At 38.4% G+C, this 19,415-nt stretch carries 20 protein-coding genes; 7 read left to right on the top strand and 13 right to left on the bottom strand.

The window, feature by feature from the left end:
* Nucleotides 1-30 precede the first annotated feature (30 nt).
* From fabD to ACVWYG_RS13385, 3 genes are all read right to left on the bottom strand, one after another.
* Nucleotides 31-909: an ACP S-malonyltransferase gene (gene fabD, locus ACVWYG_RS13395; protein ID WP_457270739.1), complete on the bottom strand. Its 879-nt coding sequence runs from the start codon at nt 907-909 to the stop codon at nt 31-33.
* 111 nt (nt 910-1,020) lie between these two features.
* Entirely contained in the window at nt 1,021-1,638 is a 618-nt protein-coding gene (gene folE, locus ACVWYG_RS13390; protein WP_457270738.1) for a GTP cyclohydrolase I FolE, read from the bottom strand.
* 23 nt (nt 1,639-1,661) lie between these two features.
* Entirely contained in the window at nt 1,662-2,072 is a 411-nt protein-coding gene (locus ACVWYG_RS13385) for a 6-pyruvoyl trahydropterin synthase family protein (RefSeq protein ID WP_457270737.1), read from the bottom strand.
* A 135-nt stretch (nt 2,073-2,207) separates the two neighbouring features.
* Between ACVWYG_RS13385 and mqnB the strand changes: the two genes are divergently transcribed.
* Both mqnB and ACVWYG_RS13375 read left to right on the top strand, forming a co-directional pair.
* The gene (gene mqnB / locus ACVWYG_RS13380) at nt 2,208-2,840 is read left to right on the top strand and encodes a futalosine hydrolase (RefSeq protein ID WP_457270736.1); all 633 of its coding nucleotides are present in this window, start codon (nt 2,208-2,210) and stop codon (nt 2,838-2,840) included.
* 61 nt (nt 2,841-2,901) lie between these two features.
* Nucleotides 2,902-3,747, top strand: coding sequence for a menaquinone biosynthesis family protein (locus tag ACVWYG_RS13375; RefSeq protein ID WP_457270735.1), 846 nt, complete (start codon nt 2,902-2,904; stop codon nt 3,745-3,747).
* 15 nt (nt 3,748-3,762) lie between these two features.
* Here the strand turns inward: ACVWYG_RS13375 and ACVWYG_RS13370 are convergent, their stop codons facing one another.
* The 3 genes from ACVWYG_RS13370 to ACVWYG_RS13360 form a co-directional block, all read right to left on the bottom strand.
* A complete protein-coding gene (locus tag ACVWYG_RS13370; protein ID WP_457270734.1) occupies nt 3,763-4,461 on the bottom strand; it encodes a response regulator transcription factor in 699 nt (232 codons plus the stop codon).
* Between the two features lie 16 nt (nt 4,462-4,477).
* Nucleotides 4,478-6,316: a sensor histidine kinase gene (locus ACVWYG_RS13365; protein ID WP_457270733.1), complete on the bottom strand. Its 1,839-nt coding sequence runs from the start codon at nt 6,314-6,316 to the stop codon at nt 4,478-4,480.
* A 259-nt stretch (nt 6,317-6,575) separates the two neighbouring features.
* Nucleotides 6,576-6,944 carry a DUF3127 domain-containing protein gene (locus tag ACVWYG_RS13360; RefSeq protein WP_457270732.1) on the bottom strand — a complete coding sequence of 123 codons (369 nt, stop codon included), beginning with the start codon at nt 6,942-6,944 and terminating at the stop codon, nt 6,576-6,578.
* A gap of 71 nt (nt 6,945-7,015) precedes the next feature.
* Here ACVWYG_RS13360 and ACVWYG_RS13355 point away from each other — a divergent pair, with 71 nt between their 5' ends.
* The 5 genes from ACVWYG_RS13355 to ACVWYG_RS13335 all read left to right on the top strand — a co-directional run bounded on the left by ACVWYG_RS13355 (nt 7,016) and on the right by ACVWYG_RS13335 (nt 11,663).
* The gene (locus tag ACVWYG_RS13355) at nt 7,016-8,218 is read left to right on the top strand and encodes a THUMP domain-containing class I SAM-dependent RNA methyltransferase (protein ID WP_457270731.1); all 1,203 of its coding nucleotides are present in this window, start codon (nt 7,016-7,018) and stop codon (nt 8,216-8,218) included.
* Between the two features lie 118 nt (nt 8,219-8,336).
* Nucleotides 8,337-8,612, top strand: coding sequence for a helix-turn-helix domain-containing protein (locus tag ACVWYG_RS13350; RefSeq protein ID WP_457270730.1), 276 nt, complete (start codon nt 8,337-8,339; stop codon nt 8,610-8,612).
* A gap of 72 nt (nt 8,613-8,684) precedes the next feature.
* Nucleotides 8,685-9,329, top strand: a complete 645-nt coding sequence (locus ACVWYG_RS13345; RefSeq protein ID WP_457270729.1) for an HD domain-containing protein — start codon at nt 8,685-8,687, stop codon at nt 9,327-9,329.
* 37 nt (nt 9,330-9,366) lie between these two features.
* The gene (locus ACVWYG_RS13340; RefSeq protein WP_457270728.1) at nt 9,367-10,170 is read left to right on the top strand and encodes a TerC family protein; all 804 of its coding nucleotides are present in this window, start codon (nt 9,367-9,369) and stop codon (nt 10,168-10,170) included.
* A 425-nt stretch (nt 10,171-10,595) separates the two neighbouring features.
* Nucleotides 10,596-11,663: a 3-oxoacyl-ACP synthase III family protein gene (locus ACVWYG_RS13335; protein ID WP_457270727.1), complete on the top strand. Its 1,068-nt coding sequence runs from the start codon at nt 10,596-10,598 to the stop codon at nt 11,661-11,663.
* A gap of 257 nt (nt 11,664-11,920) precedes the next feature.
* On the opposite strand, the gene ACVWYG_RS13330 is transcribed toward ACVWYG_RS13335, so the two are convergent.
* The 7 genes from ACVWYG_RS13330 to ACVWYG_RS13300 all read right to left on the bottom strand — a co-directional run bounded on the left by ACVWYG_RS13330 (nt 11,921) and on the right by ACVWYG_RS13300 (nt 19,383).
* A complete protein-coding gene (locus ACVWYG_RS13330; RefSeq protein ID WP_457270726.1) occupies nt 11,921-12,664 on the bottom strand; it encodes a zinc ribbon domain-containing protein in 744 nt (247 codons plus the stop codon).
* Nucleotides 12,664-13,761: a Nif3-like dinuclear metal center hexameric protein gene (locus tag ACVWYG_RS13325; RefSeq protein WP_457270725.1), complete on the bottom strand. Its 1,098-nt coding sequence runs from the start codon at nt 13,759-13,761 to the stop codon at nt 12,664-12,666. The genes ACVWYG_RS13330 and ACVWYG_RS13325 overlap by 1 nt, the downstream gene beginning before the upstream one ends.
* A gap of 86 nt (nt 13,762-13,847) precedes the next feature.
* Nucleotides 13,848-14,228, bottom strand: a complete 381-nt coding sequence (locus tag ACVWYG_RS13320; protein WP_457270724.1) for a TM2 domain-containing protein — start codon at nt 14,226-14,228, stop codon at nt 13,848-13,850.
* Between the two features lie 3 nt (nt 14,229-14,231).
* Nucleotides 14,232-14,537 (bottom strand): DUF2752 domain-containing protein, encoded by a 306-nt coding sequence (locus tag ACVWYG_RS13315; protein ID WP_457270723.1) that lies wholly within the window; start codon nt 14,535-14,537, stop codon nt 14,232-14,234.
* A gap of 211 nt (nt 14,538-14,748) precedes the next feature.
* A complete protein-coding gene (locus ACVWYG_RS13310) occupies nt 14,749-16,287 on the bottom strand; it encodes a YifB family Mg chelatase-like AAA ATPase (protein WP_457270722.1) in 1,539 nt (512 codons plus the stop codon).
* Nucleotides 16,288-16,939: 652 nt separating this feature from the next.
* Nucleotides 16,940-18,277, bottom strand: a complete 1,338-nt coding sequence (gene ffh, locus ACVWYG_RS13305) for a signal recognition particle protein (RefSeq protein WP_457270721.1) — start codon at nt 18,275-18,277, stop codon at nt 16,940-16,942.
* 107 nt (nt 18,278-18,384) lie between these two features.
* Nucleotides 18,385-19,383 carry a DUF3078 domain-containing protein gene (locus ACVWYG_RS13300; protein WP_457270720.1) on the bottom strand — a complete coding sequence of 333 codons (999 nt, stop codon included), beginning with the start codon at nt 19,381-19,383 and terminating at the stop codon, nt 18,385-18,387.
* Between the last annotated feature and the right edge of the window lie 32 nt (nt 19,384-19,415).

Below are 19,415 nucleotides of genomic sequence, written 5' to 3'. Positions count from 1 at the left end.
ATCCCTTAGCTTAAGGGTGGTAATTATAGATTAGGCCATAGCGCTACTCGTTGTCAAAGACCTATCCACTTTCTTAACTAAACCTTGTAAAACATTTCCTGGCCCAACTTCAATAAATTCTGTTGCTCCGTCTGATAACATATTGCTCACGGTCTGAGTCCATCTTACTGCGCCAGTAAGCTGCCTAATTAAGTTTATTTTAATTTCGCTTGGCAAAATATAAGGTTTTGCATCTATATTTTGATAAATTGGACATATGGGCTGTAAAATAGCCGTTTGTTCTATGGCTGCTTGCAATTCTACCTTTGCAGGTTCCATTAAAGGAGAGTGGAAAGCGCCACCAACATTTAGTTTCAATGCTCTCTTTGCCCCAGCTTCCGTTAATTTTGTACAAGCAAGATCTATGCCTTCAATACTGCCAGAGATGACGAGTTGCCCCGGACAGTTGTAATTTGCCGGAACTACGATGGCATCAACATTTAGGCAAATCCGTTCTACCACATCATCTGCTAAACCCAATATTGCTGCCATAGTAGATGGCTGGTTTTCACATGCGCTTTGCATGGCATTTGCCCTCGCCATTACCAATTTTAATCCATCTTCAAAACCTAATGCCTTTGTAGCAACGAGCGCAGAAAACTCGCCTAAAGAATGCCCTGCCACCATATCTGGTTTAAATCTTTCGCCCATTAAAGTCGCCAAAATCACAGAATGTAAAAAAATGGCAGGTTGCGTTACATTTGTTTGCCTAAGCGCTTCATCGGTTCCATCGAACATCACATCACTAATGCGAAACCCAAGAATTTCATTGGCCTGCTCAAAAAGCGCTTTGCCTAATTTCTGTTGATAAAGTTCTTTGCCCATACCCAAAAATTGCGCACCTTGACCCGGAAATATATATGCTATCATGTTTTTGCCCCCAAACGGGAAGTTTAATATTGGTTAAATTTATGATATTTGAGATGGTGTGTAGGAGCTGAAAATCCACTTAAATCTTAAGAGGCGTTTAAAAAAAAATGCTTAATGTAGACTTGCAGTAATCAATCTTAAAAATTCTGCTCTGGTACCCTCATTATTTAGGAATGCGCCAGTAAATGCAGAAGTTGTGGTAACAGAATTTTGCTTTTGGGCGCCACGCATCGCCATGCACAAGTGCTTGCACTCAATCACAACAGCCACCCCTTTAGGCTTTAAGGTATCCTCTATACAATCTCTAATTTCATTGGTCAACCGCTCCTGAACCTGTAATCTACGGGCAAATGCATCTACAATTCTGGGGATTTTGCTAAGCCCCACAATATGTCCATTAGGTATATAGGCAATGTGCGCTTTTCCAAAAAAGGGAAGCATGTGGTGCTCGCACAAAGAATAAACCTCTATGTCTTTAACAACGACCATTTGGCTATAATCTTCTTTAAACATTGCCGATTGTAAAATTTCAGCTGGGTTCAAATCGTAGCCATGTGTTAAAAACTGCAGCGACTTTGCCACTCGCTCAGGCGTTTTTAACAATCCCTCTCGATTTGGATCTTCGCCCAATTGCGTTAAAACATCCTTATAAACCGCAGCCAAGCTAGCAACTCTTGTTTCGTTATATCGGTCTACTTTAACATACCCATCTATTGATTCACTATCCATTTCCATGTATAATTTGCTTGTTGTTATCCAAAAAACTCTACGTAGTTATTCTCGGTTTCATAAATCTTTACGGCATGTAGCACTGCTCCACTCTCTGCAATGGCAGAAACGAGTTGCGCCCAAATCGCGATGGCTAAATTTTCAGTAGAAGCTAATTTCCCGCTCATAAAATCCACATCAAGATTTATGTTTTTATGATCTACCTTGTCTACCACCAACTCATTGGTTATTTGCTTCAACCATTTAAGATCTACCAAAAAACCTGTTTCAGGATTTATTTCCCCTTTTACTGTTACATATAGGGTATAGTTGTGGCCATGCCAATTCGGATTTGAACATTTACCAAAAACCTCTAAATTTTTAGCATCGTCCCAATCCGGTCTAGCAAGTTTGTGCGCGGCATTAAAAGTTACTTTACGAGTTATATAAATCATGTTGTTAAATAAAAAACAAATATACAGTTTAAGCAGCAAGCAACGAAAGACGGCAAATCCTTTTAATACCAAAAAAACGACCTAAAATACATCTTTAATCTTTCATCAGTATAAAACAAAACTTACATTTACCAAATGAAAGCGTTGGTCGTGGCGGCAACAAAGGCCGAATTAAATCCTACTTACACCCACTTTAATCTTAAAAAAGAGGCTTTTACGAGCTCCATTCATTTCGATGTACTTATTACCGGGGTTGGTATGGTGGCTACTGCATTCGCACTCGGAAATTTACCTATTGCCAACAAATATAATTTAATTGTTAATCTTGGCATTGCAGGCTGCTTTGACAAAACGGTTCCTCTGGGTACAGTATTTAATGTAACTAAAGATAGTTTTGCTGATTTTGGCGCCGAAGACAATGGTGGTTTTTTAAGCATCGAGCAGATGGGTTTTGGCGAAAATACGTTTTCTAACCAATCGACCCTAAATCTTGGCTTACCCGAAGCCTTGGGCATCACTGTGAATACAATCAGCGGAAACGCTAACACGATCCTGGATAGAAAAAACCGATGGATGGCACAAACGGAAAGTATGGAAGGCGCTGCTGTTTTCTACGCCGCAGCACAGCAAAAAATCGATGTCGTTCAGGTACGAAGCATTTCTAACTACGTGCAGCCCAGAGACAAACGCGCTTGGAATATGAATTTGGCCATCGAAAACCTCAACACTTGGGCGATAGAGTTTTTAGAGACTGCAACATATTTGTAGGTTTTTAGCGTTTTGATTTAACAATGACGCGTACCATTTGACGAAACTTTAATTTTGATGTATGAAACTTACTCTTGGTTTTTCCCCGTGCCCAAACGATACCTTTATATTTGATGCGTTAATCCATCACAAAATCGATACTGAAGACCTAGAGTTTGAGGTTTTTTTTGACGATGTTGAAACCCTAAATCAAAAAGCACTGCGGGGTGAATTAGACGTATCGAAGCTCAGCTTCCACACGCTTGCCTTCGCTTCAGATAGATATGCCTTATTAGATGCAGGAAGTGCACTTGGCTTTGGAGTGGGGCCGCTACTGATTAGTAAAAAAGAATATGCGGCTAATCTTACAGATGAGGGTGTTGATTATGAAAAACTTAAAGTCGGTATTCCGGGAAAATACACCACTGCAAACTTTTTGCTGGGAATTGCTTATCCGCAGTTAACCAATAAAAAGGAAATGTTGTTTTCTGAGATTGAAGAAGGTTTGATTAACGATAAAATTGATCTCGGTTTAATTATACATGAAAATAGGTTTACTTATCAGGATAAAAATCTACATAAAATCACCGATTTAGGAGATTATTGGGAAAAACTTACTGGCTGTGCAATCCCGTTGGGCGGCATTGTAGTAAATAGAAAATTAGAAAGGGCAGTCCAATTAAAGGTAAATAGGTTGGTGAGAAAATCTGTGGAATATGCATTTGCACATCCTGATGCCAGTTTAGACTTTATAAAAGAACATGCGCAGACTATGCAAGAAAGCGTAATGCGCAAACACATAGACCTGTACGTAAATAATTACAGCATTGATTTAGGCGAAGGCGGCAGAAAAGCCATTGATACCCTTTTCATTTGGGCAAAAAGCCGCGGGATTATCACTGAAATCCCTGCACATTTATATGTATAAAGTGCTGAGGTGTAATTAGTTTACCAGCAACTTATACCCTTTTCCATGCACATTTAAAATTTCCACGGTTGAGTCTTCGCGCAGGTACTTTCTCAGCTTACTCAAAAACACGTCCATACTTCGGCCGTTAAAGTAATTGTCGTCGTGCCAAATGCTTAGCAAAGCTTCTTCTCTGGTGAGCACTTCATTCTTTTTAAGGCAAAGCAGACGCAATAATTCTGCTTCTTTTGTCGAAAGTTTTTGTTGGCTCCCATTAAATGTGATGATTTGGGTGGTGTAATCAAAATGGTATTGACCTATAGAGAACTTCGTTTCTTTGCTTGCTAGAACATCATCTGGATTTCCGGAAACACGTTTTAGCAACGCATTAATTCGCAATAAAAGCTCTTCAATTCTGAATGGTTTAGTAATATAATCATCGCCACCAAGGTCGTAAGCGGCAGATTTATCTTCCAACATCGTTTTAGCTGTTGCAAAAATAATAGGAACATGCTGATTGAGTTTTCTAATTTCTTTGCCTAGGGTAAAACCATCTTTTTTAGGCATCATCACGTCTAGTATACAAAGGTCAAAATGGTGTTGTGTGTTAAAAGCCTTTAAACCTTCTTCTCCATCAACGCAAAGCACCACTTCAAACTTTCCTTTAAGCTGTAAATAATCTTGCAACAACAAACCAAGATTTGGATCATCCTCTACTAAAAGTATTTTTTTCATGTAATCCAATTTATATCTACAATAAAGGTAACAAAATTTCGAAAGTGGTGCCTTTGCCCTTTTCGCTCTCGACTTTTATCCTGCCATTTAACCTCTTAACAATGTCTCGCACGTAATTTAGTCCTAAACCAAATCCCTTTACATCATGCAAATTACCGGTAGGCACTCTATAAAATTGATCGAATATTTTTTTGCTGTGTTCTTTACTCATTCCTATGCCGTTATCGGCAATTTTTATAATCAATTGATCCACGGTATTTTTCGTAGAAACAATGATCTTAGGATTGTCAGAACTGTACTTATTCGCATTATCAATCAAATTATAAATGACATTCGATAAGTGAAGCTCATCCCCAAAAACCGTAGATTTTTCAGCATCCAGCTCAAGGATTATTTTAGCATTCTTTTTTTGAAGTTGCAAATCCATGGTATCTATCACAATTACGATTAAATCGTTCATGTCAACCGCGCTGTTATTCATGCTGTGCTGCTTATGTTCTAACCGAGCGATGCTTAGCACCCGTTCTATGTGGTTGCCCAAGCGCACATTTTCATCATAAATAATATCAGCCAAACGTTTTAACCGAATTTTATCATCACTTACATCTGGTTCCTTTAATGCTTCACTCGCAATCATGATGGTAGATACAGGCGTCTTAAATTCATGCGTCATGTTATTGATAAAATCTGTTTTCATTTCCGATAATTTTTTCTGCCTAAGTATGGCATAAAGGGTGTAACTAAAAATAAACACCAAAACCAATAGTAAGCCTACAGACGAAACAACAGTAGCTGTTAAATTAGACAGAATGGCAGAATTTTTATTGGGGAAAGTGACCATCAAAATCCCTGGATCAGACAAAAGACCATTGTTATCTAGTCTCGTCGAATACGTATTTGCCTGACTAAAATGTGCCCTAGAAGAATCTGCTGAACTTACAAAAAGAATCGAGTCTTTTTTAGCAAGGGTTACCGCATACCTAAAACGCTGTGTGATGTTGCTGTTCCTGAATTCTTTGGTTAACAAATTCTTCAATTTGCCAAAATCTATCCGTTTTTCTAATGGAAGGTTAGGTTGACTCATTTCTCTGGCAACATCTTCTAACTGACTTAAATTTGCGGTAAAAGTAAAAGTAGAGTCTGACTTCAAAAACCTAACTTTTTGCTCATAGTCCTTTTTCGCCAAAAAATCTTCTTGTTTAAATTTCGAAGCCATATCTGGCTGTACGGTTGCTAGCGAAATGAGTACTATCCGTTTAGTATTTGGGTCTAATGCCGCATAGCGGATAGAATCTGGTAATTTACCTCCATTAAAATTTAAGGTGCGTCTACCGGACGGTGTAAATTTTGTGGAGATTCTACCGCTAACAATGTTAAAGTCTTCGTCGATATTTGCATACACATCTACTCTAACCGGTGAGTTTGGATTCTGACCATTTCTGGCATCGGCAGCCCTATAATCAGTTTCTGATAAAATACTTGTTTTTTGATAAAAGGCTCTAATGATGCTGTCTTGATAAATAAGCTCTGCTTCGATACTGCGCTGATGACTTAATCTATTGCGGTCTAACAGGGTTTCGAAATTTTTCTTTGCTTCTAAAAGCTCCAAATCGCGCTGTTTCAAATCCATGATTTGTTGGCGTTTGTTTGCAATTTGTTTACGATTGTAGTAATTAAAGGCGTTGCGTTTTTGCAATTTGCCAACCACCGTGCTTAACGTTTGGTTAACCTGTTGATCAAAAAGCTGCGATTTTAAGGTATAGGCTTCCTTGATGTAGTACATTTGCATTACAAAAACCCCCAGCAAAGCTAGTGTCATCAACACCGTAATTAACCAAAAACTTTTTTTCTTCATTCAGAACCGTGTGAAAAACTTTCTTTGCAAGCTAGAAATTTTCCCCCTTCATCCAAAAATAGTTAAAGAAAACACCTATATCTATGGTTTAACAAAATTTAACAACAAGATTGTCTGTCACTTTTAACAAATATTCTTTTTGAGGCAATAAACAACTCTCATTTTATGCCCTAAAAACCTGCTGATTCTACTATAAAAAGCACAAAAAAATGCCAAGATTCTATCTTGGCATCAATTGTTATTTTCTTAAACTTTTTATTTAAAAGGGAAGATCGTCTTCCTCTCCAGACGCTGTACTTACATCAACAGCCTGTACCATTGGCGGCGTATTTGGAGCTGAGGCAGCTGCAGTAAGCGCATTAATGCGCCAAATAACCATACTGTTAAAATAGGCTGTTTTTCCTGTTTTATCAGTCCAAGCCCGGCCTCGAAGGTTAAAGAAAACTTCTACTTCGTCTCCAACTTTATAGCTGTCTAAAAGACCTGTTTTGTCTTGTAGCGCTTCAAACTTTAGATATTCTGGATATTGTGGATTCTCTGCATATTCTACAACTAAATCCCGCTTTTTAAATGTTTCGCTTATTTGTTGAATTTCTCCAACCTCGTGTACTTTTCCTTTTATTTCCATAACACAGATCCTAATAATGTCTTCTAAAGTTCAAATCTCTATAAATTTATTGATAACTTCGCATAAATATTATGCAAGTTTTCCACAATAAAAGCAAGGTTATCATTACCTGCAACAACCGTTTGTCGCCATACCTGAGAGACGAAATAATCGCCCTCGGTTATACAATAGAGCGCTATTTCGCCACTGGCGTAGAGCTAAACATTACGCTGACGGAGTGTATAAAGCTAAATCTAAATCTTCGGTGTGCTAGCCAGATTTTATACGCAATTAAAGATTTTAAAGCAATAACCCCAGATGACTTATACAATGAAGTTAGCCAGATTGCTTGGGAAGATTTAATAGATTTTTCTGGTTACTTTTCTGTCACTTCAAACGTAGACAACCCAAACATTACCACGCCTCTTTTTGCTAATTTAAAGGTAAAGGATGCGATTGTAGATCGGATAAAAGAGAAAAAGGGGATACGCCCAGATTCCGGCTCAGACGCCAATAAAGCAGTGGTACATTTGTATTGGAAAGATGCAGAAGCAACAATCTTTTTAGACAGCTCCGGAGAAACTTTGGCTAAACATGGTTATAGAAAAATACCAGGCAAAGCCCCCATGTTAGAAGCGCTAGCTTCTGGCGTTATATATGCCACTTCTTGGGACAAAGAAGCATCATTTATAAACCCAATGTGTGGTTCTGGAACGCTAGCCATTGAGGCAGCCCTTATTGCCACCAATAGAGCGCCAGGTTTATTTCGCATGAATTATGCATTTATGTATGTTATGGGTTATGATGAGCAGGAATTTTTTACCGAACGCAGAATTTTAAAAGACCAGGTGTTAAAAAAACCTCATTTAAAAATAATTGCATCAGACATTTCTCAAGACGCGGTTGATGTAAGTATCCGCAATGCAAAAACAGCAGGTGTGGATACATTGATTGAATTTCAAGTTTGTGATTTTGAGAAAACTTTAGTTCCAGAAAAAGAAAAAGGCGTGATTGTTTTCAATCCTGAGTATGGAGAGCGGCTGGGTGCGCATTCTCAATTAGAACTCACCTACGCCCGAATAGGAGACTTTTTAAAGAAAGATTGCAAAGGCTATTTTGGCTACATACTTACAGGAAACCCAGATCTAGCAAAAAAAATAGGTTTAAAAGCCCAGAGAAAAATTGAGTTTTACAATGGAAAGTTAGATTGTAGGATGTTGGAATACGAACTTTACGACGGTTCAAAAAGAGACCCGGAAAAGCGTGCACCCAAGCATTTAAACCAAGACAACTAGATTTATACGTATAAATAATTGCTTATAATCGCGTATAAAAACCTCATTTTTACGCAAATAAAATCCTTTTGCATTAAATTTCCGTAAATGTTGCTAAACAGCTTAACAGCACCGAGATATGGAAAGTATTTTTACCAGTCACGTTAAAGACGTGGCGAGCAACATCAGAAAAATTAGAGAATATAAAGGATATACACAAGATTATTTAGCCGCCAAACTAAAAATATCGCAAAATGCCTATAGTAAATTGGAACTTGGTTATAGCAAACTAACTGTCGACAGGCTTTTTAAAATAGCCAATATCCTAGGTTTGGAAGCAAAGCTTTTAATTTCTTTAAATGAACACGACCTGATCAAACACATTGCCGACACCAACAACTTGGTCAGTGCCTAATAAACAGTTTTAAAAATTGCATCAGGTTTTTTACTTAAAAGTTTTTCTGCTACTTTTGAAAAAACCCGATTTATGGAACAGAAAGTTGCAGAAACAATAGCCTTTGTCAAACAAACTTTAAAAGATGCCGAAGCGGGGCACGATTGGTTTCATGTAGAAAGAGTTTACAAAGCAGCTCTAAATATTAACAAATCTGTTGGAGCTGATGAAGGCATAATCGCATTTGCGGCTTTACTACATGACATTGCTGATTCCAAATTTCATGGTGGCGATGAAACTCTTGGGCCAGAAATGGCCAAAAATTTTCTGATGTCCATAGATGTTTCTGCGGAAACGATTGATCAAGTGGTCAAAATTATCCAGCACATGTCTTTTAAAAATAGCTTTGATACAGCTCCATACGCTTCTGTAGAAATGGAGGTAGTGCAAGATGCTGATCGATTGGACGCCATTGGCGCGATAGGGATAGCTCGGGCCTTTACATATGGCGGCTTTAAAAACAGGGTTCTTTACAATCCGGCAATACAACCAGAATTAAACCATACAAAAACTAGCTACAAAAACACGAATGCGCCAACCATAAATCATTTCTACGAAAAGCTTTTATTGCTTAAAGACGGGATGAAAACTAAATCTGGCAAAGTTCTTGCAGAGGAGCGGCACAGATTTATGCTTAATTTTCTAGACCAGTTTTATAAAGAATGGGAAGGAAATTAAGGAATTCATTTAATCTTAGCAATCAGATAATACATTTATGTTAGAGTTATTATCAAGCCCAGAGGCATGGACCTCCCTATTGGTATTGACAGTACTGGAAGTAGTTTTGGGTATAGACAACGTTATATTTGTTAGTCTGATTTTGAATAGAATTCAAAAAGACTCTCAAAAAAAAGGCCGACTAATTTGGATGTTCACTGGAATTGCTTCTCGTTGCGTCATGTTGTTCGGCCTTAGTTGGCTACTCTCTCAGAAAGGAAAATACATCATTCCCGAAGCATGGTTTGGGAAAGGCTTAGACCTTGCGAGCATCGTTATGTTGCTGGGAGGTCTGTTTTTAATCTATAAGTCTGTTATGGAAATTCACCACAAATTGGAAGGTGAAGATCCATCCAACAATGTAGACGCAAACAAGCCGTTAGGCCTTGGACAAGCAATTGTGCAAATTATGTTGATAGATGCCGTATTCTCTTTTGATAGCATAATCACGGCAGGAGGAACCGCCAAGCATTTGGAGGTTATGATAATTGCTGTGGTTATAGCCATGTTTATCATGTTTACTTTTAGTCCCAGAATCTCTGTTTTTATACACAAACATCCTACCTTAAAAATGTTGGCGCTGTCTTTTTTGGTTATGATTGGACTTAGCCTCGTAATAGAAGGTTGGGATGCTACTGCCGCCCATGACATGCATTTAAAAAACTACATCTACTTCGGAATGGCTTTCTCTGTAGGAGTGGAAGTTCTAAATATGGTTTTTAGAAATCGACAAAGAAAATTAAGGCTGGTGAAACTTAATGAACCCAGGCTTAAAGAAGAAAGCGTAAAGAACATAAGTTAAGTTATTGCCTTTAAATGCCAATGTTTTATATATTAGTGGAAGCAGAATAAAAAATAATATGTGTCCTTCCTGAAATATCGCAGGCCTTTTTTAACCTTTTTTGTCTAACAATTCAGTAAAAAAATGGGAATAACTTACATATCTTGCCTATTTTAAACGATAGAAACCAGTCTCAATAATTTTTATTTAGTTCAGATTGAAACCAATATACGTTGATCCTTGTGTAATTTTTTGCGCGTAAAAAAGAAATGATTTTTAAAATATGCATCCATAAGAATTTTCTAGGATAGATATATATACTACAATTTAAATATAATTGTAATCTAAAATGCGAGATGAGAAAATCCATTTATTTCTGTTTATAAAATATAAACGCTATTTTTATACCCAATACCGTTTTGGTTTACGGTTTTAATTCTTATAAAATGATCAACACTGTACTGATAGGAACAGGTAGCTATATTCCAGAGCGCATCGTATCTGGAAAAGCTTTTTTACAACATAGCTTTTTTGAAAACGGCGAGAAAATAGCAAAGGAAAATAAAGACATTGTTGATAAATTTTCTGAAATCACAGAAATTGAAGAGCGTCGTTATATACGTGATGAACAACTGAACAATGAAATTGGATGCATTGCAGCAACTAACGCAATTGAAAATGCTGCTATAGATAAAGAAACCCTAGATTATATTATTTTTTGTCACAACTTCGGAGACGTACACTTAAACAGTAACCGCATTGATATGTTGCCGGCACTTGCCGCAAAAGTGAAGCAGCAATTGGAGATTCAAAATCCAGATTGTGTTGCTTTTGACCTAATCTTTGGTTGTCCAGGTTGGGTGCAAGGTTCAATCCAAGCAGATTATTTAATAAAGAGCGGTGACGCAAAGCGGGTACTTGTAATTGGTGCAGAAACCTTAAGTAGAATGGTCGACCCGCATGATAGGGACAGTATGATCTTCGCGGATGGCGCAGGAGCAGCGATTTATGAAGGACAAGAAAGCGAGGTAAAAAAAGGAATTCTTGCCCATAAAACCGAAACTCACGCCGTTAACCATGGCCATTTGTTGGTGATGAATAAAAGTGCAAACCCGGCAGATGACAGCGGCAATGCTTATCTAAAAATGAATGGGCGTAAGCTTTATGAGTTTGCTGTGGTGCAAGTTCCTCAAGTGATTAAGAAGGCATTAGATAAAGCAAATCTAACGGTCGACGATGTTAACATTGTGTTTGTACATCAAGCAAATGGGAAAATGGATGCCGCAATTATGAAGCGCCTTTTTAAGCTATACGACAAGAATGAAGTGCCAGAAAACTTAACGCCAATGACAATTTCTTGGCTTGGAAATAGCTCTGTAGCAACAATCCCTACGCTAATAGACTTAGTACTACACAATAAAGTTAAAGGCTATAAAGTAAAACCCGGCGATGTGGCCATCTTTACTTCTGTGGGCGCTGGAATGCATATAAATGCGATCATTTATAAATTTTAAATCAGCAAACCTCAAAAGAACGCAACTTTATTTTGGTTGGCAGATTGAAATGAATATTAGTTTTTAAATGGCGAGGCTTTCCCAGGTGATTTTATAACTTGTGAGCTAATAGGTAATAAAGTCGCAATTATTTTTAAAGATTTCCTATAACCTTTAAATTGCAGAACGTGTTCACAAAAACAAAACTGAAATAATTTTTCCCACAACGCAAAACGGCCTCGCTTTTCAGCAAGACCGTTCTACTTATGATTTATGAATTAAGCTTCTACTACTTCTACCGTTAAAGCTTCATCTACCAAAATACGTCCGCAATGCTCGCATACAATTACTTTTTTGCGTTGACGGATATCTAATTGCCTTTGTGGAGGAATTTGGTTGAAGCAACCAGAACAAGCATCTCTATCTATAGTTACCACAGCAAGTCCGTTTACAGAATTTCTGCGTAAACGATTATAAGCGACCAATAAGCGTTCCTCAATTGCTTTTTCTGCCTTCTCTGCTTTTTTCTGCAATCCGGATTCTTCTTTCTCGGTCTCAGATGTAATTACTTCAAGTTCGCCTTTTTTAATCTCCAAGTCTTTTTTCCGGTTTTCTACTTGCACTTGGGCAGCTTCGTAGCCTTCGTTCTTCGAGGCAATATCGAAACCAAATTCTTTTATCTTTTTCTCGGCAACCTGAATGTCTAACCCTTGAATTTCAATTTCTTTGGTCAACGCATCGTATTCGCGATTATTTTTTACCTCTTTAAGCTGTGTTTCGTAACGCTTAATGGCTGCTTGCGAATCTTTAATGGCATTTTTACGCATTACGATCGTGTCATCTAATTCATCTAACTCACCCTTAATTTTTTGAATACGTGTTTCCAATCCGAGAACGTCGTCCTCTAAATCGGCAACTTCCATCGGCAATTCACCTCTCACTTGGCGTATTTTATCAATTTTTGTGTGGATGTTCTGTAATTCGTATAAAGCCTTTAGCTTTTGTTCTACGGTTTGTTCCATTAAAACAAGTAATTTATGGGGTTCGTGTTTTGCTCCGTTAAACGGATTGCAAAGTTAGCAAATTTTTTCTTAATAATTTCCACCAATAAATTCGACGTAAAATGTTCAGTTTCAAAGTGCCCAATGTCTGCAATGATTAATTTTTGATCTGCATCGAAAAACTCGTGGTATTTAAAATCTGCAGTAACAAATGCATCTGCACCGGCAGCTATGGCATCTTTTAATAAAAAACTACCCGCACCACCGCACACAGCTACTTTTCTAATTTTTTTTGGCAGGATGTTGGTGTGCCTAACAACTTTAGCCTGCATTTGATACTTTAGCATTTCTAGGAAATCTCTACCATCCATTGGCTCTTCAAGCCAACCCAGCATTCCTGCGCCAACTTCTTGATGCATATTTTCTAGTTGAAAAATATCATAAGCTACTTCCTCATAAGGATGGTTTTCAAACAGCGCCAATAGAATCTTTCTCTCTTGTTGTACCGGAAAAATAATTTCTATCCTTAATTCTTCGGTCTGCTCTTGTACACCACGTTCGCCGACGACAGGATTGGAAAACTCATTTCCCTTAAACGTTCCCATGCCAGAAACATTGAAACTTGTTTCACTGTAGTTGCCAACATTTCCAGCACCTGCATAAAATAATGCTTGCCGCAACTGTTCAGCTTGTTTAACTGGGCAAAATGTAACGAGCTTCTTTAAAATATTGCCTCTTGGCCGAAGAATTTTTGTTCCTGTTAAACCTAAGCGCTCGCATATTTTGCCATTTACCCCATTGCGCACACTATCTAAATTGGTATGGATGGCATAAAGTGCAATATTGCTTCTAATCGCCTTGAGCACTACACGTTCTACATAAGTTTTTCCATTAAGCTTTTTTAACCCTTTAAATACAATTGGATGGTGAGTGATGATCAGATCACAACCATTTGCAATAGCCTCATCAACAATGGCTTCTGTACAATCTAAAGCAACCAAAGCGGAATCAACTTGCATTGTGTAATCGCCAACGATGAGGCCGGCATTGTCGTAATCTTCCTGATAGTTTAGTGGTGCAATCTCTTCTAAATGTCCAATTAATTCTGATAACCTCATTTGATAAAACTAATGAATTTTATCAAATTTGAGAAGTGCAAAAAATGTGATTAGTTTAAAAAACCTACAAAATTAGTTGAATCTCGTTATGGCGTCGGTTGTTGAAACCCACCCATGCGAACCATTTGCAAACTTTCAAAAATCATCTTTTGGTTGTGCTCAAAAGCCAACGATTTATGGTTAACGATGTCGATAATTGATCCAATGAAACATAGTCCCCAAGTGAGCAGGTATAAAATACCCATTCCGATTTGCCCTATAATAAATCGCTGCAAACCCGGCACAATGATTAAGCCAATCAAGCAAAAAATCAACATGTCTGATGGATTTTTTCTCTTGCTGCTATAAACCATCAAAAAATTGCGCAATTGCTGATCGGTTAAACCAGTTGTGGCTTGTTGAAGGTAAGCGTATTCATCCGGCGTTATACCTGGTAACGACATCAACGGTGATTGAAATATATCCATAATCTAATCTACTATTTGTGTTAAATTTATTTGCTGTTTTTTCCTTTTCAAAAGTTGGGTAATGCGGTACAAAATTATTAGGAAGGCTGGCAATCCAAACCAGTGTTGTTGAAACGATTGTCTAAATGACCCATGTAGCAGTGCGCTTATTGATCTTCCTAAACCGCAGCCTGGGCACCAAGCCTCTAAACCTAAATTAGCCAATGGGCAAAGTGTAAAATTGTGTACCGACAAATCACTAATGGCCAAAGACATTAAAGCGGTTAACCAAAAAACAAGTTCTATCGGAAAGTCCTTAAACTTTTTCATTTTACCTTATTTAGAGCAATCTTACTGATATTTGTTACAGTCTGTAGGATTTAGAAAATAAATTTGGGCGCGGAGATGTCGGAAGGATGAAAAATCCAAATGGCACCTCAAACCGAAATTTTCAAATTCACTATTCATTTCGTGTTTCAAAAATTAGGTAGCACTCTAGGCTTACTCAACAATACCGCAAAACCTCACGCTTAGCCAAATTTTATCCTGCCCATCCGCGTCTATCCAAACTTCTATAATTGATCGATTCTGCTAAATGCTCAATTTCTACGGTCTCGCTATCGGCGAGGTCTGCGATGGTACGCGCCACTTTTAAAATGCGATCGTAAGCCCGAGCACTTAAGCCAAGTCTTTCCATGGCTGTTTTCAATAGCGCAATTCCAGCGTCGCTAATTTGACATACTTTCCTTACCATTTTGGGGCTCATTTGAGCATTACAATGTAAATTTTCATCGTTAGCAAACCGCCTGTCTTGAATTTCTCGTGCTTTGATTACACGAATTCTGATCTGATCACTTTTCTCTGCATCTCTGGTTGATGCGAGCTCAGAAAAATTAACTGGTGTAACTTCTACATGTAAATCTATTCGGTCTAGCAGCGGCCCGGATATTTTACTTAAATATTTTTGTACGACACCCGGCGCGCACACACAATCCTTCTCTGGATGATTGTAAAAACCGCAGGGGCATGGATTCATCGAGGCAATTAGCATAAAGCTAGCAGGATATTCTACAGAGCACCTTGCCCTTGCAATGGCCACCTTTCTATCTTCTAAAGGTTGCCGCATAACTTCCAGTACTGTTCGTTTAAACTCTGGCAATTCATCTAAAAATAATACCCCATTATGCGCAAGTGAGATCTCGCCAGGTTGCGGATTTATTCCGCCACCAACAAGTGCTACATCGCTAATGGTATGATGTGGACTTCGATAGGGTCTAACCGTCATCAGCGCATCTGAGGCAGAAAGCTTGCCCGCTACAGAGTGGATTTTAGTCGTTTCTAAGGCTTCCTGCAAATTTAAAGGGGGCAAAATTGTGGGCAATCTTTTGGCAAGCATTGTTTTACCCGCCCCTGGAGGTCCAATTAAAATAACGTTATGACCCCCAGCCGCTGCAATTTCCAGCGCCCGTTTTATATTTTCCTGTCCTTTAACATCTGCAAAATCGTGCTCGTAATTGCCTATGTTCTTTAAAAACTCCTCTTTGGTATTTATTGAAACGGGTTCCAATTCAGCATTGCCATTAAAGAAGCCAATTACCTCTAAAAGATTTTCTACTCCATAAGCTAACAATCCATCAACAATGGCTGCTTCCCTTACATTTTGACTAGGTAAAATAATGCCTTTAAAGCCCTCCTTTCTAGCTTGAATTGCAATGGGCAAGGCGCCCCGTATTGGCAGAATAGTTCCATCTAAGGATAGCTCTCCCATTATAAAGAATTCGTTCAGTCTATCACTAGGTATTTGAGCGGATGCAGCCAAAATACCAACCGCAATTGGTAGGTCATAAGCTGACCCCTCTTTTTTTATGTCGGCAGGAGCCAGGTTGACAACAATTTTTTGCTTTGGCATCCGCAAACCAGATACATTTACCGCACTTGCTACGCGTTGAAGACTCTCTTTTACCGCATTATCAGGCAGCCCAACCATATAATACTTAGTACCAGGACTTATGCTAACTTCTATGGTTATGGTTAATGCATCTACACCGTAAACAGCACTCCCATATGTTTTTACGAGCATTAAAATTTGGTTTTGGTTGGTCTATTGCTAAGTTAGCAATTTTTTGCTTTCTAGGTATTAAAAACCCTGAGATCATTCGGTGTTCATTCAGTGACTAAGTTTTAACTGCCAATTTGACGTAGCGGAATTTCAACTATAGGATTATCAAAAAATTTACGCCTCATTGTACGACTTTTCACTTCATTCTAAATGATAAGATGTTAATTTAGAACCATAGCATTAGGGTTGTTCTGTGAGCTTTTATGTGCACCAAATGCTTAATTTTCGCTTAAGGCATTACAAAGAGAGATTGTTTTGATCGATAGTGCAAGCGAAGCAAATACGCTAGAAGATTTTTTACACAACACCGATATTTCTAGCACTGCATTGCGTACCTAAACCCGATTTTAGCGGCAGCCCGAGAGAAACGAACGGCTACAGCGTAAAGCGGGGGCAAAAACCAGCAGACGAATTGGAGGCTTTCATTTTCAAATCTTTTAAAATTTTGAGCTCTTTTACCAGCCTTTCAATACCTATTCGATTGCGCCGTATGCACTAAAAGACATCGTTTTCATTATGGCATCTTCAGGTTGCCCAGAGAAGGAGGTGAGGTAAAATCCTTCGCAAGAATTGCTGGACAAAAGACATTGTGTATGCGCTAATTTCTATAGTTTTATCTTCCCATCGGCATTTTTGGCATTCCTTGCATCATGGCCTTGGCCGCTGCAGGATTTGAAAACTGCTTCATCATTTTCCGCATGTCTTCAAATTGCTTAATCAACTTGTTTACTTCTTCCAATTTAGTGCCGGAGCCTTTGGCAATACGTACTCGTCTACTTTGTTGAATGCTATCTGGATTTTCTTTTTCGAACGGCGTCATAGACTGAATGATTACCTCAATAGATTTGAACGCATCATCCTGAATGTCAACATTTTTCATCATTTTTCCCACTCCAGGTATCATGCCCATCAGATCCTTCATGTTACCCATTTTTTTGATTTGCTGGATCTGGTTGTAGAAATCGTTAAAATCAAATTTATTTTTTCTGATCTTTTTCTGAAGGATTGCAGATTCCTTTTCATCGAACTGCATTTGTGCACGTTCCACTAAGGAAACCACATCTCCCATACCCAAAATACGAGAGGCCATTCTATCTGGATAGAAAACATCCAAAGCCTCCATTTTTTCGCCTGTACCGATAAATTTAATTGGTTTATTTACGACCGATTTGATAGAAAGCGCGGCGCCACCTCGCGTATCGCCATCTAACTTAGTAAGTACGACGCCCGTAAAATCCAAGCGATCGTTAAAGATTTTGGATGTATTCACCGCATCTTGCCCAGTCATAGAATCTACCACAAAGAGCACTTCCTGGGGACTGGTTTTCGCTTTTACCTCGGAGATTTCGTTCATTAACGATTCATCAATCGCTAAGCGTCCCGCGGTGTCTATAATAATTACGTTAAAGCCGTTTTGTTTGCCATAAGCTACTCCTTCTTGGGCAATGCCGACAGGATCTGTAGAAGCCCTATTGGCAAAAACGGATACGCCAACCGAGGTCCCGAGCACCTCCAATTGATCTACCGCAGCCGGACGATACATATCGCCCGCAACCAGTAAAGGTTTTTTACCTTTATTTTTTAAATACAAGGCCAATTTGCCTGCAAAGGTAGTTTTACCTGCACCATTTAAACCAGCAATTAAAATAATGGTCGGATTTACTTTTATGCTCAGTTCAGCCACCTGACCGCCCATTAAAGCAGCGAGTTCATCACTCATTATTTTTGTGAGCAACTGCCCGGGAGATACCGCAGAAAGTACGTTTTGCCCTAAAGCTTTTTGCCTAACATCATCGGTAAAAGTTTTAGCAGTTTTATAGTTTACATCGGCATCTAGCAGTGCTTTACGAATCTCTTTCATGGTCTCTGCCACATTGATTTCGGTAATACTTCCTTGTCCCTTAAGTACTTTGAAAGCTCTATCTAGCTTATCCTGTAAATTATCAAACATATTATTTTATGCTAAAAGGCCACTTGTTTTAAAATGACCATAGTTTATTCTTACGCAAAGATATTAATTTTGCGCATAATTTTTTTGACTGAAAAGTTTGGAATACGCTATCGCGGAAAAACAAAACCAATGCCTAACGAGAGCGATTGACTTGCTTGGACCTTAGCGTCGTTGGATTTATCGTAAAGCAATACTCCGGTAAGGCTAGTATTCATAAACCTATTCACTTTTGCGGTTAAAGTTACATCTAGCCTATGGTCTATATTTGCGAGTGTTAATTCCTTATAGGGAATAAACATTAAGTACCTTGATTTTAAAACAGTGTTTTTAAAAACCTCTTTCTCAAAATTTGCAACAACCTGAAAAGCCAGATCATTCCGCACCTGCTGCCCCACGTCTACCCCATAATTTTTAGGATTCGTTCTGTATAAAGTGGTATCTAGCACAAACGTTTGTCTTGCAGTGCCTGTGCCAATACGAGCAGAAAAATAGTTTACTGGCTTATATTCAAAACCTATCGACTCGGTTAAATACCCGGGCGACATAAACCTAGAGATTAAAGTGGCCACCTCATGATCGTCTTGTCTTGCGTAACTAAACCCATCGTCGAATTGGGATTCGAAGGTGATAGATCCAAAAAAAGACCAGTTTTTCGATATCTTCAACGCAGCCTTATTGTCAAAAAATATCCTATCATTGGTTTTCTTCTGCAACTGATCTTTATTTTTAACTTTCCCATATTGTAAATTGGTCTCGGTTACAAAACTGAAGTCGCTTTTATTATATTCTGCCTTATAGTTCACTTGTGCGCCAACAGCCACAGAATTAACTCCGCCACCCTTCCAATTATCGCTAAATTGTGCCTGGTTAACATTTACGCCAATAGAAGTTACTGTTTTCCAATAATTAACTTTTGCGTTTACAATGATTGGTTTTATAGTTACAGGCTCAAAAGTTAATGGCCATTGTCTGCTTGGCAGCGGATTTCGCTTGAGCTTTAAATTCAGACTATCTGTTTTAATCGGTATGGTATCTATCTCTTGGGCAAATAATGGCTTGCAGCAAAGACTTAGTAAAACAATAGAAACGGCTAAGATATTCTTCATTGTTTACAAAGAAAAACAAAAAAACGATAGAA

It is taken from the genome of Pedobacter sp. UYEF25 (genome assembly GCF_054061655.1).
The sequence above is the reverse complement of the archived record's forward strand: the minus strand, read 5'-3'. Positions and strand labels throughout refer to the sequence as shown.